This is a genomic window from Rhizobium sp. NLR22b (assembly GCF_019685295.1).
Classification (GTDB): Bacteria; Pseudomonadota; Alphaproteobacteria; order Rhizobiales; family Rhizobiaceae; genus Rhizobium.
Map to the genome: position 1 here is coordinate 39,047 of NZ_JABDWM010000005.1, position 24,430 is coordinate 63,476.

Below are 24,430 nucleotides of genomic sequence, written 5' to 3' on the forward strand. Positions count from 1 at the left end.
TCAGTGAGGTAGCAATGAACTCCAAGATTTTCGATCGCCCCGTCTATCTGAAGGAACGGCAGGGATCGGTTCGAGAAATTAACTCTCTGGCAGACGCCATTGACTTTCTTGAAGATTGGCCCGAGCGCGACCGGGACCTTGCCCATGAGGCAACCCTCAAGACCTGCTACATGGCTCACGACGGGCATAAGCCACTTCAGGTGGCTCGCGACGCCATTCGCGCGTTCGGGAATAAGAAGGGCATCTTGATGAAGCAGCCGGCTATTCAGCCGTGGATGATCAAGACCCCTGCCGGCGGCGGGCGCGTTTCCGCCTGATCCATTCGCGCGAGTGGAGAGGCTGCGATCGCGGCCTCTCTCATCAGCCATACCTGAGGTGACCCAGCGGTTGGCGCGACGCATGCTGCTTGCACCTGGGCCTTTAGTCGCAGATGCACCCCTGACCTTGGTCCCATAGCGGCAATCTGCGGAACGAGTGGGTCTGCTGCGTATTTCTTCTGCGGTCAGCACGCTGGAGGAGACAAGATGAGCAGCGATCTGTGGGACAAGCCAATTGAGTTGATGATCGATTCCGATCATTTCCGAAGCGTCGGCAACTCGCGCGATGCTGTAGCGTACCTCATGAGCTCGTGGCCCACAAAAGGAGGCAAGTCCTTTTCCGCTGCTCGACGAGCCTGTCTCGGCGCGATAGACGGGAAGGTTGACAGCGCGACAGCTAAGCTCGCCTTCATTCGCGCGGCCGAGGAAGCCGGCATCCTCAGACCTTGATCGACGTTGTGTCTGCATCGGCATCATGCGGCCACCTCATCGAACTTCGTCGCTTCGTTTCCAAAGGAATGCCAGCCCGCGCGGCTTTCGCGAGCAAAGACATCGGCGCGCCGCGCCTGCGGCATGACGCGATCGCACAGGTCATAGAACTCGTCGGGTTTGCGGCTGTGCTCGCGTGCAATGCCGTCGAACACTGTGCGGGGTATTGTCGATTGCTTGGGATTGCCCAGCGCGCCGACAATGACGATTTCAGCAGTGGTGCGGACGCGGTACCCGGTCCCCATTCGCTCTTTGCCGCCGGCAGTTAGCTTTCGCCAGACCATGAAGGACTTGTATTCAAAACCCCAAGCCCTGCAGCACTCAATTGCCAAAGGAAGCTGTGGAGCTGTCGCCCAGAGGTAGAGAAGGCAATCTATCGACGCCAGCTGACCAACTGGCATCCCCAGGATCTCGTCATCCTTCATGCAGGAATATTGCCGCTGCGCCGCCTTCTGGTTGCCCTTGTCGCTGTAAAGGCCGAAATCCCATGGCGAGTCGATAACGAGGAGCTCGTAATGCAGCGGCATGAGCGGATCAAAGAACCAGCTGGTCACCCGACCTTCCTCCCGCTCTTCCAGACCTTCAGCGTGATCGTGTTGACGTTGGTGCCCACGCTCGCGAAAGAGTTCATCGGATTGTCGGAGAAGACGCCGTTTAGCTTGGAGATGTGCTCGCGGAAGGCGATGGCCTTGCGGCTCTCGGCAAACTCGGTGTGGGCAGACATGATCGCGACCAGCAGGCCGTCGCTCTTGATGAACTTCAGCGCGTGCATGACGTGGTCAATGTCCCGCTCGCGATCGAACGGCGGGTTCATGATGATGCGATCATAGAGATCGGTGGTGCGCGGGTTCAGCGCAAGGAAGTCGGCGCAGATCACCCGGCTATAGATGCCGGCGGCTTTCAGCTCATTCGCCCGATGCGGCTGGCATTCGATGCAATCTACCACGGCGCCGGCCATGACCGCGCGCCTGGAAAGCTGTCCGGTCCCAGCCGACGGCTCAAGAACCTTCAGCACGCCGTCGCGGCTATAGAGGCTCGCGAGATCGACGGTTCGATCAGCAAGACTATCGGGCGTCGGGAAGAAACCGAAATTCTTCGCCATCTCCCGCTTGGGCTCGTGCAGGCCGCCATCGTCTTCGTGCTTGCGCTCTTCCGGAATCACCTCGCCATAGTATTCGCCGATCATCCGGTTTGCCCTGGTGACCAGGTCATCACGCTTGAACCACAGGTGCGCGTTGCCGTTCTTGAAGATCCGGACGGTGTAGAACTCGCTCTGGACTTCCGTCCGCCGAGCGTTTTTGAATCCGTCAGTCATCCGGGCGCGATCGATCTCGCCGACAATACCGGCGTAGTCAGAAACCGGCTTGCGGCCGTCGAGGATAAGGAAAGTCCGTTCGATGTCCTGCAGAGTGGACCGATGATCCCGGTAGTAGTTCCAGTGCCCCCAGCTGTCGAAGGCGCCGGAGAGGATCACCCGGCCGCCGATCTTCCAGCCGCTGTGCGAGCGGAAGCGCCGGTCGAGGTTTGAGAACATCTCGGCAATGCCGCGGCGGAAGATCATCCCGGCCTCGGCCGCGAACTGCTCAATGGTGGCGTAGGCATTCCCTTCGGTGAACTCCGGAGCTTCGGTCAGGAGTTGCTGGCGAAACTCGTCCTTCGCCTTCTTGTCCATAAGGTGATTGAGCGCGGATGAGTGGATGACTGAATCCCAGACGCGACCGTCGATGTAATGCCGATCGGTGAGATCTTTAGCATCGTAATGGGAGAACAGGCCGGCGGCGAAGGGAGCGGCGACCTTCAGTAGATTGTGCGCCTCCTGCATTTTCTGCTTAGCGAAGCCTTCGGCTTGGCGGGCAGCTTCGAAGGCTGTCAGGGCGGCGTCACGATGTCTGGCGATCTCAGCGATTGATGCGCGGGTGATCAGCTGGTTCATGCCACTGCCCTCCGTTTCGCATCGAATGCGCCGGTCCTGAGAGCCATGAACCGCTCCTGCATCCACTTGATTTCGGGGATGGCGCACTGGGCCCAGCACGTGCAGATGCCGATTGCCTCGGCTGCGTCGCGCTGCTCAGCCTTGGTGGACGGGAGGGCGATGTGCTCCCGCTGGGCGTATTCGATCGCCAGGTCTTTCCAGTCCTTGCCTTCCGGCGGCTTTACGCCCTTGCCGAAGTAGACGGGACGCCAGGAGACGGCGGCGATAGTGCCGAAGGGAATGCCGCGGATCTGGCAGACGCCGGCGATGGCGCCGAAGATGCCTGTCAGCTGCAGCGCGGCTGGGTTGATCGTCGAAACGATCTCTTCCTTGCCGGTCAGGTCGGCTTTGCCCTTCTTCTTGAACTGGCGGACGCCGTGCTCGGGGCGCTCGATCGCGACGAAGTCGGGGTTATGTTCCTTGACGATGCGATAGAACAGGTTGGCGGCGACCGGGTACTTGCTTTCCCACTCCAGCTTGTCGCCCTGATTGTTCTCGGCGACCGAAAATGTGCCGCAGATGATCGATGACCGGTGCTTGTCGCTATTCCTGACACTCCAGCCAGAACGGGTGGCCAAATCTAGTCCCATCACAATCACGATGCGCCCTCGTAGAAAAAGAAAGCGCCGCATTCGCGCGGCTTAGGTGGGCGGCTCAAGGCTGGGAGGTGCCGAGCCGCCGGGAGGTTCGTTAGTCTTCGTCGCCGCCTTCCGGGGGCGATTCCTTGTCCGCCTCGGCGTTGATCCGGGCCTCGATGTCGGGAAGAACCGTGTCGTATTCCTTACGGCCGGCGTCGTAGGACTCGAGCCAGGTCTTGTCCTCGCTGCTGCCGGCGGAATAGCCGGAGACGCGGTCGAGGCCATTCAGACCGGCATGGAAGCCCTGAGCGGCGATGAGCTGTTCCTTGGAGGCTCGATCGGCAAGAAGGTCGCCCTGCGGGTTGTCGTGGATCAGGCCCAGCCAGATCAGATTTTCGCGTTCAGACCGGTGCTTATCGACCGGCTTCTGCTGGTCTTCCGCCAGGAAGGCCTTGAGATAGTGGTCGAGCTTTGCAGACGGGAAGCCGGCGGCCTTGGCGTTCTGCCTGTTGGACTTCTTCTGCTCGTTGAGCTCGCGGATCTTCGCCGCGATTTCCCTGTCCTTGCGGTGATAGTAGCTGAACCGGACGCGCCGCTCGCGGTCCGCCTTCGTGTTATCGCCGACTGTCGCTGCTGCAGTCATTCGTCACCTTCCTTTCGCTTGCCTGACCCTCGCAGCCAGAGCTGCAATGTCACTTTCCAGAGCCGCAACTTCAGCCATAAGATCCTCGTGACTATCACCCGTGCACCTCTCTCTGACGGCCTTCACCTCATCCTGCATCGCGCGGATCTTCTCCTCCCAAAGGGAGAACCATCCGGCGAGGATGCCATTAACCAGGTCCCAACCTGGGCTTTTGACTTCACCTTGTAGAAATCTGCGGAGCTGGCGCGCGGTGAGCCCGCAACGAGTTGCTACCCTCTCCATTGCGTTCATTTGATCGCCAGAGCCCCGGCTCTCGGCCTGGATCATCTTCCTCGCGAAGTGATCGGCTTCTCTGGGGCCGAACGCATCGACTGAAACTAACATCGCTTTCGACTTTCCCTGGTTGTTAATGGTTGCCAAAATTCGGTCTGGGATTTTCCTGTTCATGCTCGGCTCTCTCCTGATATTTTTATTTGCAGATCAGGAGGAACCGACGGACCCAGGACGCTACTCAGACCTCCCGAAACGCTTACTCAGAGCAGCAAGGCGCCGAAGCTGGCAGGCGTGGGCGCCGAAGCTGTTTTGAATGCAATGACCCCTCATGCGGTCGCCCTATTTGGTTGTGCCGAATGATTGGTAGGACACCCGGACGCTAAGCTTGGAACCCGAAGCGCCATGGCGGAACTCATGCTTGAAAACCTCCCCTTTTCGTGGGAATTGGATGATCTCGGCGGTGATGGGATTGCCGTCGGCATCGGGAACGGCTGAACGCTTGATCTGGAAGCAGATCGCGAAAACGGCGGAGGAATAGATCAGCAAGGACAGGATCGCGGTCACCGATGGTCCTCCGTCGAATGCTCAACCCAGCCATCGGGCCTGCCGTTGCCATAGTCGAGTTCATCGACCGACGACCGGCTGCAACGGCGGGCGCAGAAGATGATGGTAGCGATGGAGCCGGCGGCGGCGGCGCAATAGATGAACCCTGTGATGAAGTCGCTCATGCCGCGTGCTCCACGACTGAGATGACTCGGTGGTGATCCTTGCTGCGCTTGATGAGCCCTCGCTTCTCCAGGTCGACCACCATCCGATGGACGTTGCTTCTGGATGCGAGACCAAGACGATCAGCGAGCTCCGAGAGGCTCGGCGAGCATTCGTTCTCTGCGATAAAGGATCGGATCGCCTGAAGGGCTTCGCGCTGGCGTGCAGGCAGCTGCACCTTGTTCATGGCGTCGAGCGCGCGAACATCGGAGACAAGACGATGAACCTCAACAGCCAGCGCGGGATCGGTCCGGATGAGGTCTTGAGCAATCGCGGTGATGTCGGTCATGCCGGCTCCTTGGTCGCGATGACCTCGACGTCGCGCTTGCAGTTCTCGCAGTGGCGCTCGATGAACTCGGCGACCGACAGAGTGCGGCTGCAGGACTTGCAGATGTGGAACGTTGGCCGCAGGAGCTTGCTGTGGATATTGCGGGCCGCGTCAACGGAACTGGTCATGGTGTCACCGGAGGTAGATGTCTTTGAGGAGGACTGCGACCGCGACGGCGGCCACGACGACGGCAAGAGCGCCGAAGGGGCCCATGTCCGAGAGCCAGGTCACGACACGTTCTCCGGAGCCGCTGCGTTGAACAGATCGGGCCGAAGGATTTCGAAGGCGATGCCGGTAACCCGGCTGACATCGCCGATGCGCTCCGCCGGAACCTTGTCCCACTGGGCGACAGCGCCGCGAGTGATGCCGATCTCACGGGCCAGGCGTGCCAGAGGCATCCTGTCCCGTACCGCATCCATTCCAGTCAGCTTCTGCACGTCCCTACTCCCTATCTAGCGAGGATGAGCAAGATGTACAGTTTAACTAACATGACGTCAAGTGAGACTATCGGAGATTTTGTACAGCCTGACGACTATGTTTCCGTCATGGAACTAAACCAACGAATATTCAAAGCGCGATCTGACGCGAAAATGACCCAAGAGCAGCTTGCGACCGCTGTTGGGAAGACGCGCGGCGCTGTCGCTCAATGGGAGTCCGGGGAAGTTCGCCCCCGTCACGCGACGCTTCAGGCGATCGCCGAGGCGACAAAGAAGCCCCTTCATTGGCTGCTCAACGGCATCGAAGGCGAAGATCCGTCGTCACCCCGGATCGGCCTCGAGGTCGTTGGCGAAGTCGCGGCCGGGATGTGGAAAGAGGCAAGTGTCCGCTTCGAAAGAACCTATGAGCCGGTCGCCACGCATCCAGATTATCCGGGCTATGGCCAGCGGCTCTACAGGGTCTCAGGAAACAGCATCAACAAGGTCGCGGCCAGTGGCGAATATCTGCACGCAGTCGAGCTGCACGCCGGCGGCATGGAGCCGGAACATGGCGACCTGGTAATCGTCCGTCGCCTGCAGCATGGGCTTGCCGAATACACGGCCAAGACACTGATCTGGGAAAACGGCCGGTGGCTTCTACGCCCAGAAAGCACGGATCCAGACTGGCAGGCGGATATCGAGCTTTCCGGCGATGGCGATACTGAAATCACGGTGACTGACATCGTCATCGCCAAATGGTCGCCGATCGAGCGCCGGCGCAAGGTCTCGAAGTCAGGCTTATAGGCTATCGCCTCAAAGTACCCAGGTCGGACGTACGCACGCATCACTTTCATATTTTTCTGAACTTGCTACCCTTCAGCGATCACGGGCGGCGGGAGGGCCGATTCATGCTGCGCAGCGTTCGATTTGCAAGTGTTTTTTGGATTGCGGTGTTGGCGGCAGCGCCGATCGCCGCGGAGGAGTGTCAGGCCGATAAGTCTGCGGTGGATGCTCGCTTCAACGAGGCGCTCGAGGCAATCATTGCGCATCAAGGATTTGCCTGGGCGTGCGCGCCCTACACTGGCGCCGGCCTCGCCCAAAGCAGTACGGTCAACATCGAGATGCTGCTGCGCGATTCCGGCCTCAGGGCTGCAGACGCCACCGTCAAGGCAGGTGAGCTGGACGCCAAAGCTAAAAAGGATGCAGAACTCCACCCGATCAGCTCGCCGGGGGCGAAACGCGAGGAGGTGATCGTCGCCTGTTCGCAGATGATGGATGAGCAGCTTCAGAAGTTCCGCCTGGCCCGCGCGGACATGATCAAGGCCCAGTGCTTGGATGAATAGCTGCCCCTCATGTAATCACTACCTGTCTTCTGTCCCAGATATTCTCTTCAACTTCAACTTTTAAGCTCTTGAAGGTTGCGAGAGGGAGGGTTCCTGCCATAGCTTCCCCCTACCCCATGGAACTCAACCCATGAGGCGGGGAAACCATGGCTAGTCCTGAAGGCCGGAGCCGGGATGGGACGCACGCCAGAGGGGCTATTCACCGACCTCGTCCTGATTTTCTGGCAGCGCACTTAAGGACTTTCGCTTCCCGCGCTTAGGGCTTCACCAGCTCGGGAGTTGCACCCGGTCGCCCCTCAATTCGAAGGGAATCACCAGCTGCTGCAAGCGCCCCTCATGTGCAGAGACATACGCTCGTCGATTTTTTCTGTCTAGTCATACTAAACTTTTTTCTTAGCGCCTCTTGCGCTCTGTATAGTTTATCTTTACGTTCATTCTCACAGCAGCCGATTGAGACCGCTTTAAGCGAAGTCCGCGAAACGGCCTGCTGAACCGACTGAGGACGGGGCGCCATGCAGCACATTCGCAAGATCGAGACCGAGCAGAGCAAGCGCGATGCTCGCTGGAATGTAGCTCGCACGCTGACTGACTGTGACGTCTACCAGGCAATCGAAGCGCAGCGCATGGGCGCTCTCGGCTTCGTCTTCCTGCAGCGTCCCGAGCACGCCGTTCGCGGCCCGTCGTGGATGCGCGGCGCCACGGCATCGGTCGTCGAGCACTACCGCTATGCCCGAGAGATCATGGGCATAACCGATGAGGATCAGCTCTATGCGTGATCTCTTCAACATCTGCGCCCTGCAGGAAAAGGCGGCTGAAGAATACGCCGACGCCAAGGAGCGTCGCGAGGGAGAGCATGCCGTCGCGATCGCTTGGTACATCGAAGGCAATGCGCTCTACGGCGCCGAATACAGCAAGCGCGCCCGCAACATGATGGGCATCACCGATGCTGACCAGCTTTACGCCTGATCAACCACAGACAAGAGGGAACGTCGTGACCGATATCCAAGACCGCTTGGCTGAGATCAACCGTCGCGCCGGCGTGGCCCAAGCGGCGCGAGACCGGCAGTTCTTCGCCCTCGTCGGCTATCACCTGCTGGTGATCGTCGCGTCCCTCTTCCTATTCGTATCGATCCCGAGCTGCAACGAAGGCATTCGCCAGCAGCAGCTCGCAAATCAGGAGAACATCCGCCATGGATAAGATCGTCGACAGGGATGCATGGCAGTCCCTTGGCTCCGTCGAGCGCAGCCTGGTCGCCGGCCTGACAGCCGAGCAAAAATGGAACGGCAACCCAATCGTCCGCCGCGGCGTCTATTCTTGTGTGCCGATCGACGACTATCACGGCAAGACCGATCTGTTCGACGGCTTTTCAATTTCCAGTACTGGGCTTCGCGCCGTTTTGCGGCGACCGTCTGAATATTGGGGCTTTTCGCCTTACAATCCGACACCGTTCGACAGGCCGGAAAAAGATAGCCTGGAGTTCGGGAAGGCCGCTCATATGCTTCTCCTTGGCGAGGAGGGCTTCAAGGAGCGCTATTCACTTCGGCCCGCCACCTATCCCGACGACAAGGGCAATGACAAGCCCTGGAGCGGCCAGTCGAACTGGTGCAAGGCATGGCTGGCCGAGCAGGCGAAGTCGGGCCGGGTCGTCATCACCGAGACCGAGATCGGCCATATTCGCAACATCGCCGATGCCCTCGCTAAAAAAGAGGCCATCCGCCTCGGCATCCTGAACGGCCGCATCGAGCGAAGCCTGTTCTGCAAGGACGGCGACATCTGGCTGAAGGCGCGCCCCGACGTCGTGCCGAACGACAGCGGCGATTTCGTCGATCTGAAGACCGCCGCGGCGGTCGACGACGAAAGCGTTTCCAAGGCGATTTTCAACCACGGCTACCACGTCCAGGCCGGCTTGCTGCGGATGATAGTCCGGAATGTTCTCGGGCCGGAGGCGTTCAGCAGCTTCACCTTCGTCTTCGTCGAGAAAGCCCCGCCCTATGACGTGCGCGTCATGCAGTTGAAGGACGAGGACATCGATCTTGGCGAGCGCCAGGCTCGTGTCGCGATCGAGATCGTCAAGCGCTGCCTGAGCGAGAGCCGGTGGCCGGGATACGACGGCTTCGATCGGGAAGTCTCCTACACCGAAATGCCGTCGTGGGCAAAAACCCGCATCAAAACCCAGCTGGAGGCCGCATAATGAACCAGATCGCAGAACGCACCGAACGCCTCCCTATGGACTCGGTCGGCATGTCCACCGGATCAACCGGCGCCAAGATCGCTCCGCAAAACCTGGCCGAGGTCGTCAAGTTCGCGGAGGTCATGTGCCGAGCCGATATCGCACTCCCGAAGCACCTGCGCGGCAATGCCGGCGCATGCATGGCCGTGGCTCTGCAGGCTCTCGATTGGCAGATGAACCCGTTCGCTGTGGCCGGCAAATCCTATCAGGTCAACGGCACGATCGCCTATGAGGCGCAGCTTATCGCCGCGGTTGTCAACACCCGGTCCGGCATAAAGGGCCGTCTCAAATATCGCTATGACGGTGCTGGCGATCAGATGACATGCACGGTCACAGGCGTGCTCGATGGGGAAGAATATTCCTACACGTCACCGCCCGTCGGGGCGATCACCCCGAAGAACTCGCCGCTCTGGAAGACTGATACCGCGCAGCAGCTCGGCTACTTCTCAGCTCGCTCTTGGGCCCGACGCTACACCCCGGAAGTCATCCTCGGTGTCTACGACCGTGAGGAAGCCGAACAGTTCCAAGGCCCCGACAACGCCCGCGACATCACCCCGCAACCCTCTGTCATGCAGCGCCTTCGCCAGAACGCCACACAGGAGCCCGCCGGCACGCGCGAGGGCTTTGACCGGTCGTTCGTCCAGTCCGAGACCGATAGCGCCCTGACGGGCGAAATCCTGACCGACGATGATAATTTCCAATCCGGCGCGCCGAACTCGCCGGACGCAGATGAGCCTCCCCCCTCATTCTCGTCTGCCGGCGCTGCGGAGTCCCCCTCCTCCGCAGTGCCCACCAATACCGACACAACGGAATCCCGTGGCGGACCTGTGTCGGCTGACGAGCCCTCCGGTGATGGTACCACCCCCTCGCCGTCACCGGAGGCTCGTGATCTCGAAACGCAGCGCCTGATCGACTTTGCGAAGGATGTCCTGCCGCTTGCCGCAAACGCGGAAACGACCGGCTCTGTCCTGTCGGCGATCGAGAAGGAATGGGCGCCGGAGATCAAGAAGATGTCCGCCGAAGGCCAGGAGAAGGCCAAGGCGATCTCCCGATCGATGCGGGCGATTTTCAATGGAAACACGAGCCTCGAGAGTGCGCTGGACTTCTTCGCCGACGCGCTCGGGAGCTCCGTCGAGGAGCTTGGAGGCTGATATGGGGTATTTTCCAAACGGCACCGAAGGCATGCTCTACGAGGAGGAATACTGCGACCGGTGCCTACACCAGGACGAATGCCCGGTGTGGCTCGCTCATCTCCTCTACAGCTATCGAGATTGCAATGATGACTCCAGCATCCTGCATCTGTTGATCCCAAAGCTTCAGCTTTCGAACGGCCGATGCCTCATGTTCGTGGACACAGGGCTGCTGAGCAATCTCGCACTGCAGAAGTTCAAATCGGATTCCGCCGCTAATCGCGCCGCGATCCGCGCGGAAATGGAGAAGGCCAATGGCTGATCGGCCCATTCTGTTCAGCGGGCCTATGGTCCGAGCCCTCCTCGCCGGGACCAAGACGCAAACGCGGCGCACACTGAAGTTCCAGCCTGCGCTTGGCATCAGCATCATTCGCAAAACCATCCGGCCTATCGATGGTTCACCGTATCATTCATTCGAGCGGCGCAGCGTCTACGGCAACTATGCGGGCGAACTAGACATCAGGATTAAGCGCGGCGATCGTCTGTGGGTAAAGGAAAACCCCGCTATCGTGCCGCGCACCGCGTATCGGATGAGTGAAGGCGTCCAGCAGACATTGCGCCCCGACGATGACCACGACGCTGCTGTTTATGCAGCGGAATGGGATCGCTCGAAGCCCGGTCGGTGGCGTCCATCAATCCACATGCCCCGTTGGGCCTCCCGCCTGATGCTCACCGTCACCGACGTGCGGGTGGAGCGGCTGCAGGACATTACCGAGGCAGACGCCATCGCCGAGGGCATCGAGCCGTTCACGGATTTCTTGCCGTACGGCTGCCACTGGAAGCGATACCGCGACGGTGGCTGGAATAGCTACGTAGATACAGCCGTAGCTTCCTACGCGTCTCTCTGGACTGAGATCAACGGTCCCGGTGCGTGGGAAGCCAACCCCTGGGTTGTCGCCTACACCTTCACCGTCGTCAAACAGAACATCGACCAGATCGCGAGGGTGGCATGACCATGGAACCCTTCAACCCAGCTGACCCGTTCGAGGTCGGCACCGAAGCAATGCGCAAGGAGATCGCCGATCTGATCCACCGCCAATGGACGAAGGCGCCGGCGATGGCCGGTCTCTCTCCGGAGGCAAAGGCCCAGGCGATCATGACGGCTCTCACTGTGTCCCTGGCCGCCACCATGAAAATCATGATCAACGCGCCGGAGACACACCTTATCGAAGCCATCCGCGGATCCTTGCCGGCGGCATTCGCGCAGGCGGCCGGGATCATCGCGGATACCGCCGACCCGAGGGAGGTCCGTCACTGATGATCCCTTATCCTCTCCAATGGCCAGAGACGATGGCGCGCTACACCAGGGCGCGCGAGGCTGGCCAGTTCCGCACGACGCTCGCTGGCGCCATCAATAACGTGAAAGACAGCCTGAAGCGCTTCGCCGCGGACAGCGGAAAGCCGCTGTCCAGTGTGGTCATTTCCAGCAACGTAACCCTCGGCGCGGAGAAGCCATCTGATCCCGGCGTCGCAGTCTGGTTCGTCTGGGACGGAATGACTGTCTGCATTCCGGTCGACCGATACGCCAAGGTTGAAGCGAACCTGCAGGCGATCCATCACATCATCGAGGCCCGGCGGACCGAGCTGCGTCACGGCACCTTAGCCCTGGTGCGCGCCACCTTCACCAGTTTCGCTGCGCTGCCAGCTCCTGGTGCTGCTTCGAAGCGTACATGGCGCGATATTCTGGGCTTCGATCCGGGCAAGGTGACGCGCGAGCAGGTTGACGCAGCGTACCGGCAAGCCTCGAAGAAAGCGCATCCCGATGCTCCCAGCGGCTCACACGATGCCATGGCCGAGCTCAATCGCGCGCGTGAAGAAGCATTGCGGGAGATAGGCCAATGAGCCGAACCGAATTCACCCGCGCCATCAGGCGCGCCGCCCTGGCACGCTCCGGTCACCGCTGCGAAGCCTCTGGAAAGCGGTACGGCTTTGAGGAAGGTCAGCGCTGCAACTGCGATCTGTCACTCGGCGTCATATTCGACCACGATGTTCCCGACCAGCTCGGCGGCGACGCCAGCCTGGAGAACTGCAGGGCAATCTGCGTCACCTGCAACAAGTTCAAGACACGCGGCGATATCCAGCAGATCCGCAAATCCGACCGGCAGCGCGATAAGGCCTCAGGCGTTTTGCGGCCGGTCGGCAAGATTAGGTCAGCCGGATTCCCGAAATCCGAGAAGGCTTCGCGCCGGCAGAACAAACAAACGTTGCCGCCCAAGCCCCTTTTCAAGCCGGCTGAGGAGACGAGATGACGGCCCGCCGCCATTCTCTGATACCGGCCGGCAGCTGGCCGCCCCGCATGACCGCGGAGTTGGCTGCGGGCTATTGCGGTGAAAAGCACGTCGAGGACTTCCTCGATCGCGTCGGCACGACATATCCGCCGCCACGCGTGGTTGACACGACACGACGGAAGTTTTGGTATCGGGATGATCTGGATCGCGCGATGAACATCGGCGTGGCTGAAACCGCATCCGGCATTGGAGCTAAATTCCGTGAGAAGATCAGGGAAAAGCGGAACGGTCGAACTGCCTAAGCACGTCCACCGCGTTATCAAGCGGCGGAAGAACGGCGCAGAGACGGTCTACACCTTCTATACCCGCTCCAGGAACACCAAGGACGCGTGGCCATCTCTCGCGCTGCCTGAGCCCTTGGAACGTGACTTCCAGACCCGTGTCGCCATCTGCGAAGCCATGGAGCGCGACGAGAAGGGCTTTCTGCTGGACGGCAAGCGACTTCCCGACCACACGGAAAAGGATTTCTGGCCGACGGCGGAGAAGGCTTTTGAAGCTCTTCTCAAGCGCGGGCGGGAAGGCGTCAAAGATTTCAAGTCCATGGTCGAGACGTTCCAGAATGACGACAACCCATTCTGGACGGCCCTCTCGGCATCCACGCGCCGCGGCTATACTTCGTCCGGGAAGATGATCATCGAGCTGGTCGGCGACGAGCTGCCGGCCGATCTTACGACCGTTGACGCCCAGCAGATGATCGATGAGCTGGGAGATACCCCGGCGAGCGCCAACCAGTTCCGCGCCTTCCTGTCCCGCCTCATGGCGTGGGGCGTCCCGCGCGGATACTGCTCCGGCAACCCTGTCGAACATACCGAGAAGATCCCCGGCGGCGAGCCGTGGGTTCCATGGCCGAATTGGGCTTTCGAGATCCTGTTCGAGCACGCTCCCTTCCACATGCAGATGATCGCCATGTCGGCGTTCTTCACCGGCCAACGGCAAGGTGACGTGATCGCCATGGTGAAGCCGAAGGCCGGGGAAACCACGATCGCGGTCAAGGCTCAGAAGACGAAGAAGACCGTCTGGATACCGATCCATTCGGCCTATCGGAAATGGATCGATCGCGTACCGGCCAACGACAGCGTTATGCTGCATGCCGGATCTCGGACCAAATTCTACAAGACCGCAGACAGCTTCCGCACCGAGTGGCAGAGGTTGATGGACGAGGAGGCGTTCAAAAGATTCCGCGAGGAACGAATCGTGTTTCACGGCTTGCGGAAGAACGCGGTGATCAATCTGCTGGAGGTTGGGTGCACCGAAAACCAGGTCGGCGCGATCTGCAACATGTCGGCGCAGATGGTTCAGCACTATGGGAAAGAAGTCGCTCTGCGCAGCCTGGCGCGCGATGCAATGAAGCTCATGGAGAGCCGCTGGAGCGAGATCGAACCGTCCGCTTTCAGGAACAGGAACGGAACGTGAATTGGAAACCGTTTCCAATTTATTGGAAACCAGAACGCAAAACGCCCTTGGCCCATTACAGATCACGCAATCATTTCAAGAGGTTTTTGGTGGGTGATGTAGGGCTCGAACCTACGACCCGCTGATTAAGAGTCAGCTGCTCTACCAACTGAGCTAATCACCCGTTCGCGCTTGGCTGCGCGGTGTGACGGGGCGTATAAACAGGATCGGCAGGCTTGTCCAGCGCATCAGCGAAAATTCTTTGGTTAATCTCAAAGATTTTTCCGCAGCGCCGAAATGCGGCGCACAATCCTAAAAATCGGAAACGATCTCCGCGAGGGATGATGCGCCAATTCAAGGTGATAGAGCGTCCCGCCTGCCGGAGCGCGGCGCTCTCATAAACTCAAAGATCGAGTGTGCCACTCGCCAGTCGCACCGCCTGACCGCCGATCCGCGCGTTGGAAATCGTCCCGCCTTCGACATCGATATGCAGGTGGATGAAGGACGGACGGCCCATCTCGACGCCCTGCTCGATCATGATCGGGTGGTGCCCGTCGGTCAGCCGGTCAAAATGGCGGATTGCGCCGGAGAGAGCGGCCGCCGCCGCCCCGGTGGCCGGATCCTCGACGATGCCCATGCCGCTGGCGAACATGCGCGCATGGAACTTCGCCACGTGGTTGACGCCGCCGCGGCAATAGACATAGGCCGAGGCCAGCGCGCCATCGACGAAGGGCACGATCTTTTCCCAAAGCTGCGGATCGAATTCCACCCGCTGCGCCGTGCCGACATCGTGCACCGGAATGAGCAGAAACGGAACGCCGGCGCTCCAGACCGACGGAACGTGGTTTTCGAAGCCGATTTCGGTGACCTTCAACGACAGCGCATCGGCAATACCGAGCTTGTCGAGCGGCATGACGGCCTGCTGCGATTTGCGCGGCAGGTCAAATTCGGCAAAGCTCGCCTCGCCCTGCCTCAGCCGCACGGCGCAACGCACCGGCCCGACATTTTCCTCAAGCACCATGACGAGATCGAGCGCCGCTGCGCCATGAGCCCGCTCGGCCAGCGCCACCGCCGTGCCGACTGTGGGATGACCGGCAAAGGGCAGCTCGCGGCCCGGCGTGAAGATTCTGAGCTTCGCCGCGTAGGCGGGATTGGTTGAAGGCTGCACGAAAACCGTTTCGGAGAGATTGATCTCCCGGGTGATCGCCTGCATCGCCTCGTCGCTGAGATTGTCGCCGTCGAAAACCACCGCCAGCGGATTGCCCGCAAGCTTTCGATCGGTGAACACGTCATAGACGCTGTAGCTTCGCGCCACATCGGCCTCCTTGAATCGATCGTCGCGCCGCCAACCTGCCCGACCATGCGACCGAGTGCAAGGCGCTAACTCGGGTAAGAACAACCCGTCTCCGGCACGAGACGTCGGCAGCCCGCAATTTGCGCGGGATCGTTAATGAAAATCGATTTTTTCTCGGAAGCGCTTGACGAGTGTGGTACCCCCGAAAGGGGCCTCGAAGGACGAGGGCGGCCTCCGATTGCCGCGCCCTATGCGCCACTCTTCCCGAAATACCAGTCAATCACCGGCAGCATGGAGATGTTATACGGATACGCGTCACGATCAGCCGAACGGATCGCCACCGCACCCGCGATCTCCTTGTCTTCGGCGACCAGCATGTGGGCCTCGATCCGATCGACCATCTCGTCTGCCGTCAGGTCGAAACGGAAGAGCCTCAGCAACGTCACCGTACGCCTGGCGTGGCTGGAAAAGAGCTGCTGCCCCGCCACCGAATCGGAAAGATTGAGGCCGGTTTCCTCGAGAACCTCGCGGCGCATATTGGCTTCTATGTCGCAGCGCCCGTTGAAGATATCCTCGGGTTCCAGCGAGCCGGCGGCGAAATAGACCTGGCCGGGATTGGCGGTGTGCGCACCCATGCGGATCGCAACCAGCGCGCCGTCGGAGCTTTCGAGCACGGGATAGGCGAAGATGTGCAGCCCGCCTTGGCGTTGGGGCTGGCGGCGCCAGTACATGAAGGCGGAAAAGGGCGTGACGTAGCCCTCACCCGAAATTCCTTCCTTACCGAGCGACAGCCGCTGCTGGAAAATCAGCCGCCCATCGAAGAGCGCCGGGTTGGCGGCGATCTCCCTCACCCAATTCTCGCGGATCGCCGTCTCCTCGGCGGCGACGAAAGGATGAGTGCCGGGCAGGACGCGGAGATCAACGCCGGCGATGGGGAAGACCGTGTTCTCCGGCGGCCAGCCGGCGAAATCATCGGGAAAATCGGCGTTCGGAAAATTTCTGCTCAAATTCGTTTTCATGTTCGCTTTCAGGGGAGATCCAGTGTCATGATGACGGGGCAATGGTCGGAGGCCTTCGGCCGGTCCCAGCCGGTACGGGGATAACGCTCCACCTCCTGCCCCGGCGGGAAGATGGTGCGGTAGGGTTGGCCGCTGCGGATGATCTCGGGCAGGCGGCCGGCATTATGGGCGGCAAGTGCGGGCGAAAGCCAGATATAATCGAGCTGGCAGAGGTGCTGCTCCTGCGGCCCGCGCGCATGATAAAGCGTCCAGCGGTCGAGGGGCTGACGACGGCGGACGACATTTTCCGCAAAACTGTCATGGCTGAAGACGTCGAGCGCGCTTTCGGTCTCCGCCTGATGCTCGAAATGATAACCGGTGCCGCGCCGCCCAACGACGGCGACGCGCTCCTGATAGTCGTTCATGTCGCCGCAGATCGCAAAGCTCTTCGAGGCGGTGTGGCCGGCGCCGAAGCGGTCCTCGATGATGCGACGCACGGCGCGCGCCTCGGCGCGACGGAGCGGCAGTGTCGATTGCCGCCCGTCCAGCCCGTCGCGCGGATTGCCCATCGACTTGAAATGCACAACATAGAGCGAGAAAGGCCTGCCGCCGATCAGGAGGTCGAGCTCCAGGCAGTCGCGCTTGAAGATCTTGTCGTCGATACGGTTGGTAAGCGCCAGTTCCTCGTCGAAGAGATCGAAATCGCGATAGGTCGCCATCGCATGGCTTCTGATATCCCGAAGCTCGATCTTCTGACCGTCGCGCGTTTCCTCGCGCATCAGTACGGCGACATCGATTCCGCGGCTGTCATTGCCCTCGACCAGGAATTTCTGCCGATAGCCGTTTCCGACCATGCGGAAGAGATAGCCGTATTCGAACGCCTGAAGAGCGGCCATATTGTCGATTTCCTGCAGGCAGAGGATATCGGCGTCGGCATCGGCGATCGCCAGCGCCGTCATCTGCCTCGTATCATCGGTGGCGGCGATCACGCGCGCCTGCTCGAGCTGCTGATAGACGCCCTCGCTGTTCACCTCGAAAAGCTTGATGACGCGGTCCTGGCGAAGCTGGTTGCGAAAACCCGTAAAATCGAAACGGGTGAGCAGGTTTTCGACGTTGAAAGTGGCGAGGCGAAGCGACATGGAATGAGTCCGGTTGCGCGCAGTACCTTATCCGGCAATCGCTGCAGGAAAAGGTGGCGGGCCGAGAAAATTGCGGACAAACGCCCCTCTTGCCGCCCCCGGATGCGATTATCTCGATCAGAGCCGCCACCCCGCGCGGATGACGACACGCACGGCTTCTCCGGCCTCGACGACGACGCGGCTGTAGGCGCGCAGCGTCTGGCCGTTGCCGAGCGTCAGTTTGACGGCGTAGCGCTCGCCCTCGAAAAGCACGGATTCGACGGTCGCGGGAGCGCCCTCGCCGCCGATGATCACATCCTCCGGCCGCACCAGAATATCGGCGCCATCGATATTGGCCGCCTGCAGCGCATCCTGCAACTCATCCCACTCCAGATGGCGTTCGCCGCCCATCACAGGCAGCGTCAGGATCGCGCCGCGCCCGATCAGCCCGCCGACAATGCGGCCGTCCGGCCGGGCATAGATTTCGGCCGGCGATGCCACCTGCAGCAGCCGGCCCTCCGACATGACGGCGACGTCGGTCGCGAGCGCCATCGCCTCGCTCTGATCGTGGGTGACGTAAATCATCGTCGCGCCCGAGCGCTGGTGGAACTCGCGGAAGGTCTCCTCCATCTCCTGCTTCAGGTGCCGGTCGAGATTGGCGAGCGGCTCATCGAGCAGCACGACGTCAGGCGACGTCACCAGGCAGCGGGCGAGCGCCACTCGCTGGCGTTGGCCGCCGGAGAGATCGGCCGGCCGCCGCCCGGCGTAATCGGCGAGCCGGACGGTGGAGAGCGCGTCCTGTACTTTCGCCCGGTAGGCCTCACCCGAGATGCCGTGCACCTTGAGGGGATAGCCGACATTGTCGGCCACGCTCATATGCGGCCAGAGCGCATAGGATTGGAAGACCATCGCCATATTGCGCTTTTCCGGCGGCAGCGATTGCGCCGCATCGGCAAGCAGCCGCTCCCCGAGATGGATCGAGCCGTCGGAAGGCGCCTCGAAACCGGCGATCATCCGCAGCACCGTCGTCTTGCCGCAGCCGGAAGGCCCGAGCAGCGCCAGGAAACCGCCCTCGCGCACATCGAGCGAAAAACCGCTGACGGCCGCCCTTCCGGTGCCGAAATCCTTGGCCACCTGATTGAGGATCAGTTGCGCCATGGGACCACCCCTTTCGGAAGGCGTTTGGCCAGAAGCTCGAGCAGCAGCATCATGACGAGTACCATAAGCACGACGAGCACTGAGAGCGCCGAAGCAAGGTTGGAACTGCCGCTGTCATCGAGATTGTAGATCGCGACGCCGAGCGTCTGGGTGCCGGCCGACCAGAGCAGCGCCGAGATCGTCAGCTCGTCGCAGGCGATCAGGAAGACGAGGATGATCGAGGCGCCGACGGCGGGCGCAATCAGCGGCACGATGATATCGAAGAGTCGGCGGACGAAGCCGGCGCCGGAAAGCCGTGCGGCCTCTTCCAGCGCTGGATCGAGCTGGTGGAAGGCGCTGATCAGCGGTTTTAGGCTGACGGCGAAAAAGGAGGAGAAATAGGCGATCAGGATGATCCAGATCGTGCCGTAAAGCGAGATGTTGAGGACCGGGACGGGTGCGGCGAAGACCAGGATGAAGGCGACCGCCAAGACGATGCCGGGCAGCGAATAGGGTATCTCGATCAGGCTGGCGACGATGCGCGACGCCAGGTCTCTGCGCCGCGTCAGCACATAAGCCGCAAGCACCGTCACGACGAGCAGACCAAGCGCGGTGGCGCCGGCAAGCGACAGCGAATTGACAAAGGCCGTGCGCGTGACCGCCTGCCGGAATAGGATCTCCTGAAGGGCATGCAGCGACATGGTCTTGAAGGTGAGCGGCACGCCATAGGCCGGCACCAGCGCGCCGGCGACGAGCGCGGAGAAGGGTGCGGCCAGCATGAAGAACAGGATCGCCCAGAGAAGCGGCGTGGCAAGGAAGCGCCAGGGGCCGAGCTGGAAAGCGGCACTTGCCCCTGACAGGCCGATGACACGATAGTCCCGGCCTCTGAGCGCCCGGTCCTGGATCATCAGCCCTGCGACCGAGATCATCGCGATGATGCCCGAGAGCACGGCGACATCGCCGAAGGTGCGGCTGGTGAAGGCTGAGAATTTGGTGAAGATGAGCGTCGGCAGCGTATAGATCGAGGCCGGGATGCCGAGAATGGCGGGAATGCCGAAATTGCCGGTGCAGGAGACGAAGGAGATTGCCGCCCCGGCGATGATGCCGGGCAGCGACAGCGGCAGGATGATGTCGCGGAACACCCTGAGGCTCGAGGCGCCGGAAAGCCGCGCGGCCTCGACACCGTCGCGCGGCAGCGTCATCAGCCCGGCCCTGAGCGCCAGATAGACCAGCGGCGCATGCTGCACGCCATAGAGCAGCGCGATGCCGCCCACCGAATAGAGCGGCTGCGGCGACCCCAGCGGCGGCGCAAGCGAGAGCGCCTTCAACAACGGGCTCGACGGCCCCGACATCTGCACCCAGGCAAGCGCCGTCACCTGCGGCGGGATCATCATCGGCAGCACGAAGAAGAAGCTGAGCGGCCCTTTGCCGGGAAGATCGGTCAGCGTCAGCAGGAAGGCGAAGAGGCAGCCGATGAGAAGCGAGATGATCGTGCCCAAGACCGCGGTGACGATGGTGTAATAGGTGGCCTGCCAGAGCGACGGTTCGCTCAGCACATCGATGACTCCGCCGTTGGCGAAGGCCGCAATGCCGACCATGGCGAGGCGGGCGAGCGGCAGCACGCTGAGGATCAGGACTGATATGACGATAAAAGGAAACAGCCAGGCGGGCTGGCTGTTTCCCGATCTCACATAACCATGCATGGAAGGATCAGTTCGAACCGTAAATGCCCGAGAAGGTCTTCAGATCCTGATCGGTATTTTTCAGAGCTTCCTCCGCCTTGATCGGCAGCACCTTGATGGCGTCGCGCGCCGGGAAACCCTCCGGCAGCTTCATGTCGTTGCGGGCCGGGATATAGCCGAGCTTGAGGAAGCCTTCCTGGCCCTTTTCCGAGAGCACGTAATCGACGAATTTCTTCGCCGCCTCCGCATTCTTGGTGCTGGCGAGAATGCCGACCGGCTCGGTGACGGCGGAAACGCCTTCGCTCGGGAAGACGAACTCGACGGGCGCGCCCTTGGCCTTCTCGCGGATCGGCAGGTAATCGACGACCATGCCGTAAGCCTTTTCGCCCGAGGCGACCGACTTCAGCACGGCGCCGTTGCCGCCGGCGGCAATCGCGCCGTTTGCCTGAAGCGCCTTGTAAAAGTCCCAGCCGAGGCCGGGAACGGCAGCCAGTGTCTGGGCGTGGATGAGCGCCGCACCCGAGGCGAGCGGGCTCGGCATGGTGACGAGGCCCTTGGCCTCCGGCTTGGTCAGGTCCTTCCAGCCCGCGGGCTTCATGCCGGCCGAGGTGTTGTACATGATGCCTGTCGTGATCAGCTTGGTCGAGTAATAGTAGCCGTCGGCGTCATAGAGACTGGCGTCGTATTGCGCGGCTTCCGGCGACTTGTAGGCGAGCAGCTTGCCGTCTTGCTTCAAGCGCTCCAGCGTCACCATGTCGGCGATGAGCAGAAGGTCGGCGACCGGGTTGCCGGCCTGGATCTCGGCCTGGAGCTTGGCGATGATCTTCGGCGTGCCGTCGCGCACCCAGTCGACCTTGATATCGGGATTGGCGACCATGAAGCCATCGACCGTCGCCTGCGCATCCTCGTTCGGCTGGCTGGTGTAGAGAACGAGGTTTGCGGCCGAGGTCGGAATGGCAAAAAGGCTCGCGGCGAGAAGAGCAGCGGCGGAAACGATCGTCTTCATGGGAGGGGTCCTCGGGATTGCGTCACCCTCCCTTATTAGGGGTCGTTGACAGGTATGTGACAGGACGCAGCGGCTGCGCTGCGCCCTGTGCTGCTGAATTGCCGTCACCCTTCAGAGAGACGTTACTTCGCGGCCTCTTCGATGAGCTCCGCCACCTTCTGCGGCTGCGAAACCATCACGACGTGGGATGCGCCATCGACCACGACGGTCAGCTTGGACCCTGCCCGCTCGGCCATGAAGCCAAGAGCTGCGGCCGGGATGTTCTTGTCGCTGGTGCCGTAGACAAACCATGACGGCAGTTTCTTCCAGGCAGGCTCGCCGGATTTTTCGGTCAGGGCCGCTTCGGTGATCGGCCGCTGGGCCGCCGCCATCAGGGCAGCCTGCTCAGCCGGCACGTCGCTGGCGAACTGGTCATGGAACTTGGTCTGGTCTATGGAAAGATCGACGCCGCCTGCACTGAGCTTCACCGGAACCGCCAGCGCTCCGCTCAGCGTACCGCCGGGAAACTTGCCGGCGAGATCCGCAACCGATTCCCCTGCCTCCGGCGCGAAGGCCGCGACATAGACCAGGGACTTGACGTTGTCATGGCCGTTCGCGGCGGTCGAGATCACCTGCCCTCCATAGGAATGGCCGACCAAGACGACGGGGCCGGCAATGCTGCCGACGACATCGGAAACATAGGCGGCGTCGCCGGAAACGCTACGCAGCGGATTGGCGGCAGCAACGACCGGGAAACCGTCCTTGCGCAGGATCTCGACCACGCCGTTCCAGCTGGATGAATCGGCAAAGGCGCCGTGAACGAGGACGACGGTAGGTTTGGCCGACTGAGCGACGGCAGCACCGGAAAGAAGAGCGCCCGCCAGGGCGACGACTGCAGCAAACTTGAACATGGGTCATTTCCTTTCGTCGGTTGAAGTTCAAAGGAGCCGAACTGGTACGTTCGCGTGCCTTCAAGTTTCCAAATCGGAATATAATTTGTGGACGATTTATTTGTGCGCGATATAAATAACCCTCATCGTTCGCGTCGTCAATAGCTTGCAAACAGATCGTGCGCAAATTATATTGAGCGTAGAGGAGAACGTGATGAAAGACACGCCATCGAATGGTCTTGCCGACGTGCCGAAGATCGATGAATTGCTTTGCTTTTCAATCTATTCGGCAGGCCACGCCTTCAATCAGCTTTACCGCCCCCTGCTCGACGAGTTGGATCTGACCTATCCGCAATTCCTCGTCATGACCGCCTTGTGGGCGCGCGACGACCGCACGGTGAAGGATCTCGGCGAGACGCTTTTCCTCGATTCCAGCACTCTCACCCCGCTCTTGAAGCGACTGGAAAATGTCGATCTCGTCACTCGCAACCGGAATCCCGCCGACGAGCGCCAGGTGCTTTTGCGCCTGACGCAGAAGGGACAGTCCCTCAAGAGCCGCGCGACCCACGTGTTCGACTGCATCGGCAAAGCCGTCGGTCTCGACGCCGAGACCGTGAGCAAGATTCGCGATACGATCGCTTCGCTCCGCGACAACATTCACAAGAAGAACAAGGACGAGACCTGATCCGCGGCAGCCCCCCGTTGCGTCGTCTCCACGCCAGAACGATTTCCGTCGACAAGCCGATCACATATTGTACGATCTGCCCGCGCCACAGCGCCGCGCAATTGATCTTAGCCTCGGGCGCCCGCAATCTCGCCGACCCCTCACGCAGGCGTGAACATGCCGCCATTGTCATGCTATTGCGTCGAGGTACGTCAATCGCGTTTCGATGAAGGAGGAGTTTCAATGGAATATCGTCTGCTCGGCCGTTCCGGCTTGAAGATTTCGACTTTGACCATGGGCACGATGACCTTCGGCGGCGTCGGTTGGGCGAAGATGGTCGGCGATCTCGGCGTCTCCGAGGCGAAGAAGATGATCGACATCTGCATCGATGCCGGCATCAACCTGATCGACACCGCCAACGTCTATTCGTCAGGCGAATGCGAAAATATCATCGGCGAGGCGCTCGCCGGCAAGCGGCCGCAGGGCGTGCTGCTCGCCACCAAAGCCCGCTTCGGCATGGGCGACGGCCCGAACGACCGCGGCCTGTCGCGCCACCACCTGATTCGCGAATGCGAGGCCAGCCTGAAGCGCCTGAAGACCGATGTAATCGACCTCTATCAGGTGCATGAATGGGACGGCCAGACGCCGCTCGAAGAGACGATGGAAGCGCTCGACACGCTGATCCGGCAGGGCAAGGTGCGTTATGTCGGCTGCTCGAACTATTCCGGCTGGCACATCATGAAGGCGCTCGGCATTGCCAACGAACACCGCTACCAACGCTTCGTGAGTCAGCAGATCCATTATACGCTCGAAGCCCGCGACGCCGAATACGAGCTGCTGCCGATTTCGATTGACCAGGGCCTCGGCGTGCTGGTCTGGAGCCCGCTTGCCGGCGGTCTGCTCTCCGGCAAACACCGCCGCAACCAGGCCGCTCCCGAAGGCACGCGCCAGTTCGCCGGCTGGACCGAACCGCCGATCCGCGACGAAAACCGCCTCTGGAACATCGTCGAGACGCTGGTGGCGATCGGCGAGGAACGCGGCGTTTCGGCCGCTCAAGTGGCGCTCGCCTGGCTGGTCGGCCGCAAGGCCGTCACCTCGGTCATCATCGGCGGGCGCACCGAAGCCCAGTTCCGCGACAACATCGCCGCCGCAGAGCTGAAGCTCACCGGAGAGGAGCGCAAGCGTCTCGACGCCGTCAGCCTGCCGCCGGTGATCTATCCCTACTGGCACCAGCTGAACACGGCGAGCGACAGGCTCGGCGAAGCCGACCTCGAGCTTTTTGGCCCACATCTGCAGCAATAGCACCAAGCTGCAAGTCAGCCATTGCACGGCGAAAGACAAGCATGTCGCGCAAAAGTGTTCAGCGGTTTCGCGGGGACGACATGCGTGAAATTAAAAAGCTAAATCGTGGCACCGAATCTGAGGGATCGCGCTGCG

At 61.2% G+C, this 24,430-nt stretch carries 35 protein-coding genes and 1 tRNA gene; 18 read left to right on the forward strand and 18 right to left on the reverse strand.

Annotation, left to right across the window (positions count from 1 at the left end):
• Window positions 1-14 precede the first annotated feature (14 nt).
• Entirely contained in the window at window positions 15-317 is a 303-nt protein-coding gene (locus HJC00_RS10030) for a DUF982 domain-containing protein (protein ID WP_221163952.1), read from the forward strand.
• A 207-nt stretch (window positions 318-524) separates the two neighbouring features.
• A complete protein-coding gene (locus HJC00_RS10035) occupies window positions 525-767 on the forward strand; it encodes a DUF982 domain-containing protein (protein ID WP_221163953.1) in 243 nt (80 codons plus the stop codon).
• A gap of 23 nt (window positions 768-790) precedes the next feature.
• On the opposite strand, the gene HJC00_RS10040 is transcribed toward HJC00_RS10035, so the two are convergent.
• The 10 genes from HJC00_RS10040 to HJC00_RS10085 all read right to left on the reverse strand — a co-directional run bounded on the left by HJC00_RS10040 (window position 791) and on the right by HJC00_RS10085 (window position 5,802).
• Window positions 791-1,360: an MT-A70 family methyltransferase gene (locus HJC00_RS10040; protein ID WP_311044168.1), complete on the reverse strand. Its 570-nt coding sequence runs from the start codon at window positions 1,358-1,360 to the stop codon at window positions 791-793.
• Window positions 1,357-2,739 carry a DUF4942 domain-containing protein gene (locus HJC00_RS10045; protein ID WP_221163954.1) on the reverse strand — a complete coding sequence of 461 codons (1,383 nt, stop codon included), beginning with the start codon at window positions 2,737-2,739 and terminating at the stop codon, window positions 1,357-1,359. The genes HJC00_RS10040 and HJC00_RS10045 overlap by 4 nt, the downstream gene beginning before the upstream one ends.
• Window positions 2,736-3,356, reverse strand: a complete 621-nt coding sequence (locus tag HJC00_RS10050; RefSeq protein WP_259672220.1) for a hypothetical protein — start codon at window positions 3,354-3,356, stop codon at window positions 2,736-2,738. The genes HJC00_RS10045 and HJC00_RS10050 overlap by 4 nt, the downstream gene beginning before the upstream one ends.
• Window positions 3,357-3,468: 112 nt before the next feature.
• Window positions 3,469-3,999 (reverse strand): hypothetical protein, encoded by a 531-nt coding sequence (locus tag HJC00_RS10055; protein ID WP_221163956.1) that lies wholly within the window; start codon window positions 3,997-3,999, stop codon window positions 3,469-3,471.
• 3 nt (window positions 4,000-4,002) lie between these two features.
• On the reverse strand, window positions 4,003-4,446 hold the full coding sequence (locus HJC00_RS10060) for a hypothetical protein (protein ID WP_221163957.1): 444 nt from the start codon (window positions 4,444-4,446) through the stop codon (window positions 4,003-4,005).
• 165 nt (window positions 4,447-4,611) lie between these two features.
• The gene (locus HJC00_RS10065) at window positions 4,612-4,836 is read right to left on the reverse strand and encodes a hypothetical protein (protein WP_221163958.1); all 225 of its coding nucleotides are present in this window, start codon (window positions 4,834-4,836) and stop codon (window positions 4,612-4,614) included.
• The gene (locus HJC00_RS10070; RefSeq protein ID WP_221163959.1) at window positions 4,833-5,000 is read right to left on the reverse strand and encodes a hypothetical protein; all 168 of its coding nucleotides are present in this window, start codon (window positions 4,998-5,000) and stop codon (window positions 4,833-4,835) included. Before HJC00_RS10070 ends, HJC00_RS10065 begins: the two co-directional genes overlap by 4 nt.
• Complete coding sequence (locus tag HJC00_RS10075) at window positions 4,997-5,326, reverse strand: LexA family transcriptional regulator (protein ID WP_221163960.1); 330 nt, start codon at window positions 5,324-5,326, stop codon at window positions 4,997-4,999. Before HJC00_RS10075 ends, HJC00_RS10070 begins: the two co-directional genes overlap by 4 nt.
• Entirely contained in the window at window positions 5,323-5,493 is a 171-nt protein-coding gene (locus tag HJC00_RS10080; protein ID WP_221163961.1) for a hypothetical protein, read from the reverse strand. Before HJC00_RS10080 ends, HJC00_RS10075 begins: the two co-directional genes overlap by 4 nt.
• Window positions 5,494-5,592: 99 nt before the next feature.
• Window positions 5,593-5,802: a YdaS family helix-turn-helix protein gene (locus HJC00_RS10085; RefSeq protein WP_311044169.1), complete on the reverse strand. Its 210-nt coding sequence runs from the start codon at window positions 5,800-5,802 to the stop codon at window positions 5,593-5,595.
• Window positions 5,803-5,826: 24 nt separating this feature from the next.
• Here HJC00_RS10085 and HJC00_RS10090 point away from each other — a divergent pair, with 24 nt between their 5' ends.
• The 14 genes from HJC00_RS10090 to HJC00_RS10155 all read left to right on the forward strand — a co-directional run bounded on the left by HJC00_RS10090 (window position 5,827) and on the right by HJC00_RS10155 (window position 14,246).
• On the forward strand, window positions 5,827-6,585 hold the full coding sequence (locus HJC00_RS10090; RefSeq protein WP_221163962.1) for a helix-turn-helix domain-containing protein: 759 nt from the start codon (window positions 5,827-5,829) through the stop codon (window positions 6,583-6,585).
• 104 nt (window positions 6,586-6,689) lie between these two features.
• The gene (locus HJC00_RS10095) at window positions 6,690-7,124 is read left to right on the forward strand and encodes a hypothetical protein (RefSeq protein WP_221163963.1); all 435 of its coding nucleotides are present in this window, start codon (window positions 6,690-6,692) and stop codon (window positions 7,122-7,124) included.
• Window positions 7,125-7,636: 512 nt separating this feature from the next.
• Complete coding sequence (locus HJC00_RS10100; RefSeq protein ID WP_221163964.1) at window positions 7,637-7,900, forward strand: hypothetical protein; 264 nt, start codon at window positions 7,637-7,639, stop codon at window positions 7,898-7,900.
• Entirely contained in the window at window positions 7,893-8,090 is a 198-nt protein-coding gene (locus HJC00_RS10105) for a hypothetical protein (protein ID WP_221163965.1), read from the forward strand. Before HJC00_RS10100 ends, HJC00_RS10105 begins: the two co-directional genes overlap by 8 nt.
• A gap of 25 nt (window positions 8,091-8,115) precedes the next feature.
• Complete coding sequence (locus tag HJC00_RS10110; protein ID WP_221163966.1) at window positions 8,116-8,322, forward strand: hypothetical protein; 207 nt, start codon at window positions 8,116-8,118, stop codon at window positions 8,320-8,322.
• The gene (locus HJC00_RS10115; RefSeq protein WP_221163967.1) at window positions 8,315-9,316 is read left to right on the forward strand and encodes a PD-(D/E)XK nuclease-like domain-containing protein; all 1,002 of its coding nucleotides are present in this window, start codon (window positions 8,315-8,317) and stop codon (window positions 9,314-9,316) included. The genes HJC00_RS10110 and HJC00_RS10115 overlap by 8 nt, the downstream gene beginning before the upstream one ends.
• Complete coding sequence (locus HJC00_RS10120; protein ID WP_221163968.1) at window positions 9,316-10,506, forward strand: recombinase RecT; 1,191 nt, start codon at window positions 9,316-9,318, stop codon at window positions 10,504-10,506. The genes HJC00_RS10115 and HJC00_RS10120 overlap by 1 nt, the downstream gene beginning before the upstream one ends.
• Window positions 10,496-10,807, forward strand: a complete 312-nt coding sequence (locus HJC00_RS10125) for a hypothetical protein (RefSeq protein WP_221163969.1) — start codon at window positions 10,496-10,498, stop codon at window positions 10,805-10,807. Before HJC00_RS10120 ends, HJC00_RS10125 begins: the two co-directional genes overlap by 11 nt.
• Entirely contained in the window at window positions 10,800-11,498 is a 699-nt protein-coding gene (locus HJC00_RS10130) for a hypothetical protein (protein WP_221163970.1), read from the forward strand. The genes HJC00_RS10125 and HJC00_RS10130 overlap by 8 nt, the downstream gene beginning before the upstream one ends.
• On the forward strand, window positions 11,495-11,803 hold the full coding sequence (locus HJC00_RS10135) for a hypothetical protein (protein WP_221163971.1): 309 nt from the start codon (window positions 11,495-11,497) through the stop codon (window positions 11,801-11,803). The genes HJC00_RS10130 and HJC00_RS10135 overlap by 4 nt, the downstream gene beginning before the upstream one ends.
• 32 nt (window positions 11,804-11,835) lie before the next feature.
• Window positions 11,836-12,387: a J domain-containing protein gene (locus tag HJC00_RS10140; protein WP_259672221.1), complete on the forward strand. Its 552-nt coding sequence runs from the start codon at window positions 11,836-11,838 to the stop codon at window positions 12,385-12,387.
• Window positions 12,384-12,794, forward strand: a complete 411-nt coding sequence (locus HJC00_RS10145) for an HNH endonuclease (protein WP_221163973.1) — start codon at window positions 12,384-12,386, stop codon at window positions 12,792-12,794. The genes HJC00_RS10140 and HJC00_RS10145 overlap by 4 nt, the downstream gene beginning before the upstream one ends.
• Complete coding sequence (locus HJC00_RS10150; protein ID WP_259672222.1) at window positions 12,791-13,075, forward strand: hypothetical protein; 285 nt, start codon at window positions 12,791-12,793, stop codon at window positions 13,073-13,075. Before HJC00_RS10145 ends, HJC00_RS10150 begins: the two co-directional genes overlap by 4 nt.
• Window positions 13,035-14,246 (forward strand): hypothetical protein, encoded by a 1,212-nt coding sequence (locus HJC00_RS10155; RefSeq protein ID WP_221163974.1) that lies wholly within the window; start codon window positions 13,035-13,037, stop codon window positions 14,244-14,246. The genes HJC00_RS10150 and HJC00_RS10155 overlap by 41 nt, the downstream gene beginning before the upstream one ends.
• Window positions 14,247-14,333: 87 nt before the next feature.
• On the opposite strand, the gene HJC00_RS10160 is transcribed toward HJC00_RS10155, so the two are convergent.
• From HJC00_RS10160 to HJC00_RS10195, 8 genes are all read right to left on the reverse strand, one after another.
• Window positions 14,334-14,409, reverse strand: a tRNA-Lys gene (locus HJC00_RS10160).
• Between the two features lie 219 nt (window positions 14,410-14,628).
• Window positions 14,629-15,540, reverse strand: coding sequence for a PhzF family phenazine biosynthesis protein (locus HJC00_RS10165; protein WP_210630779.1), 912 nt, complete (start codon window positions 15,538-15,540; stop codon window positions 14,629-14,631).
• Between the two features lie 227 nt (window positions 15,541-15,767).
• Window positions 15,768-16,538, reverse strand: a complete 771-nt coding sequence (locus HJC00_RS10170; RefSeq protein ID WP_210630777.1) for an NUDIX hydrolase — start codon at window positions 16,536-16,538, stop codon at window positions 15,768-15,770.
• An 8-nt stretch (window positions 16,539-16,546) separates the two neighbouring features.
• Window positions 16,547-17,656, reverse strand: coding sequence for an endonuclease/exonuclease/phosphatase family protein (locus HJC00_RS10175; RefSeq protein ID WP_221163975.1), 1,110 nt, complete (start codon window positions 17,654-17,656; stop codon window positions 16,547-16,549).
• A gap of 117 nt (window positions 17,657-17,773) precedes the next feature.
• On the reverse strand, window positions 17,774-18,793 hold the full coding sequence (locus HJC00_RS10180; protein WP_221153449.1) for an ABC transporter ATP-binding protein: 1,020 nt from the start codon (window positions 18,791-18,793) through the stop codon (window positions 17,774-17,776).
• Entirely contained in the window at window positions 18,781-20,475 is a 1,695-nt protein-coding gene (locus HJC00_RS10185) for an iron ABC transporter permease (RefSeq protein WP_221163976.1), read from the reverse strand. The genes HJC00_RS10180 and HJC00_RS10185 overlap by 13 nt, the downstream gene beginning before the upstream one ends.
• Before the next feature lie 7 nt (window positions 20,476-20,482).
• A complete protein-coding gene (locus tag HJC00_RS10190) occupies window positions 20,483-21,460 on the reverse strand; it encodes an ABC transporter substrate-binding protein (RefSeq protein WP_221153447.1) in 978 nt (325 codons plus the stop codon).
• A 122-nt stretch (window positions 21,461-21,582) separates the two neighbouring features.
• Window positions 21,583-22,350, reverse strand: coding sequence for an alpha/beta fold hydrolase (locus tag HJC00_RS10195; RefSeq protein ID WP_210630768.1), 768 nt, complete (start codon window positions 22,348-22,350; stop codon window positions 21,583-21,585).
• Between the two features lie 193 nt (window positions 22,351-22,543).
• Between HJC00_RS10195 and HJC00_RS10200 the strand changes: the two genes are divergently transcribed.
• Both HJC00_RS10200 and HJC00_RS10205 read left to right on the forward strand, forming a co-directional pair.
• Window positions 22,544-23,014, forward strand: a complete 471-nt coding sequence (locus tag HJC00_RS10200; RefSeq protein WP_221163977.1) for a MarR family winged helix-turn-helix transcriptional regulator — start codon at window positions 22,544-22,546, stop codon at window positions 23,012-23,014.
• Between the two features lie 222 nt (window positions 23,015-23,236).
• Entirely contained in the window at window positions 23,237-24,295 is a 1,059-nt protein-coding gene (locus HJC00_RS10205) for an aldo/keto reductase (protein WP_210630764.1), read from the forward strand.
• The last annotated feature ends 135 nt before the right edge of the window (window positions 24,296-24,430 follow it).

Excerpts from the sequence above, each read along its gene's own strand:
- HJC00_RS10030 (WP_221163952.1), top strand. The coding sequence starts at position 15 with ATGAACTCCAAGATTTTCGATCGCCCCGTCTATCTGAAGGAACGGCAG.
- HJC00_RS10035 (WP_221163953.1), top strand. The coding sequence starts at position 525 with ATGAGCAGCGATCTGTGGGACAAGCCAATTGAGTTGATGATCGATTCC.
- HJC00_RS10045 (WP_221163954.1), bottom strand. The coding sequence starts at position 2,739 with ATGAACCAGCTGATCACCCGCGCATCAATCGCTGAGATCGCCAGACAT.
- HJC00_RS10055 (WP_221163956.1), bottom strand. The coding sequence starts at position 3,999 with ATGACTGCAGCAGCGACAGTCGGCGATAACACGAAGGCGGACCGCGAG.
- HJC00_RS10060 (WP_221163957.1), bottom strand. The coding sequence starts at position 4,446 with ATGAACAGGAAAATCCCAGACCGAATTTTGGCAACCATTAACAACCAG.
- HJC00_RS10070 (WP_221163959.1), bottom strand. The coding sequence starts at position 5,000 with ATGAGCGACTTCATCACAGGGTTCATCTATTGCGCCGCCGCCGCCGGC.
- HJC00_RS10075 (WP_221163960.1), bottom strand. The coding sequence starts at position 5,326 with ATGACCGACATCACCGCGATTGCTCAAGACCTCATCCGGACCGATCCC.
- HJC00_RS10080 (WP_221163961.1), bottom strand. The coding sequence starts at position 5,493 with ATGACCAGTTCCGTTGACGCGGCCCGCAATATCCACAGCAAGCTCCTG.
- HJC00_RS10090 (WP_221163962.1), top strand. The coding sequence starts at position 5,827 with ATGAGCAAGATGTACAGTTTAACTAACATGACGTCAAGTGAGACTATC.
- HJC00_RS10095 (WP_221163963.1), top strand. The coding sequence starts at position 6,690 with ATGCTGCGCAGCGTTCGATTTGCAAGTGTTTTTTGGATTGCGGTGTTG.
- HJC00_RS10100 (WP_221163964.1), top strand. The coding sequence starts at position 7,637 with ATGCAGCACATTCGCAAGATCGAGACCGAGCAGAGCAAGCGCGATGCT.
- HJC00_RS10105 (WP_221163965.1), top strand. The coding sequence starts at position 7,893 with ATGCGTGATCTCTTCAACATCTGCGCCCTGCAGGAAAAGGCGGCTGAA.
- HJC00_RS10115 (WP_221163967.1), top strand. The coding sequence starts at position 8,315 with ATGGATAAGATCGTCGACAGGGATGCATGGCAGTCCCTTGGCTCCGTC.
- HJC00_RS10120 (WP_221163968.1), top strand. The coding sequence starts at position 9,316 with ATGAACCAGATCGCAGAACGCACCGAACGCCTCCCTATGGACTCGGTC.
- HJC00_RS10130 (WP_221163970.1), top strand. The coding sequence starts at position 10,800 with ATGGCTGATCGGCCCATTCTGTTCAGCGGGCCTATGGTCCGAGCCCTC.
- HJC00_RS10135 (WP_221163971.1), top strand. The coding sequence starts at position 11,495 with ATGACCATGGAACCCTTCAACCCAGCTGACCCGTTCGAGGTCGGCACC.
- HJC00_RS10140 (WP_259672221.1), top strand. The coding sequence starts at position 11,836 with ATGGCGCGCTACACCAGGGCGCGCGAGGCTGGCCAGTTCCGCACGACG.
- HJC00_RS10145 (WP_221163973.1), top strand. The coding sequence starts at position 12,384 with ATGAGCCGAACCGAATTCACCCGCGCCATCAGGCGCGCCGCCCTGGCA.
- HJC00_RS10150 (WP_259672222.1), top strand. The coding sequence starts at position 12,791 with ATGACGGCCCGCCGCCATTCTCTGATACCGGCCGGCAGCTGGCCGCCC.
- HJC00_RS10170 (WP_210630777.1), bottom strand. The coding sequence starts at position 16,538 with ATGAAAACGAATTTGAGCAGAAATTTTCCGAACGCCGATTTTCCCGAT.
- HJC00_RS10175 (WP_221163975.1), bottom strand. The coding sequence starts at position 17,656 with ATGTCGCTTCGCCTCGCCACTTTCAACGTCGAAAACCTGCTCACCCGT.
- HJC00_RS10180 (WP_221153449.1), bottom strand. The coding sequence starts at position 18,793 with ATGGCGCAACTGATCCTCAATCAGGTGGCCAAGGATTTCGGCACCGGA.
- HJC00_RS10185 (WP_221163976.1), bottom strand. The coding sequence starts at position 20,475 with ATGCATGGTTATGTGAGATCGGGAAACAGCCAGCCCGCCTGGCTGTTT.
- HJC00_RS10190 (WP_221153447.1), bottom strand. The coding sequence starts at position 21,460 with ATGAAGACGATCGTTTCCGCCGCTGCTCTTCTCGCCGCGAGCCTTTTT.
- HJC00_RS10195 (WP_210630768.1), bottom strand. The coding sequence starts at position 22,350 with ATGTTCAAGTTTGCTGCAGTCGTCGCCCTGGCGGGCGCTCTTCTTTCC.
- HJC00_RS10200 (WP_221163977.1), top strand. The coding sequence starts at position 22,544 with ATGAAAGACACGCCATCGAATGGTCTTGCCGACGTGCCGAAGATCGAT.
- HJC00_RS10205 (WP_210630764.1), top strand. The coding sequence starts at position 23,237 with ATGGAATATCGTCTGCTCGGCCGTTCCGGCTTGAAGATTTCGACTTTG.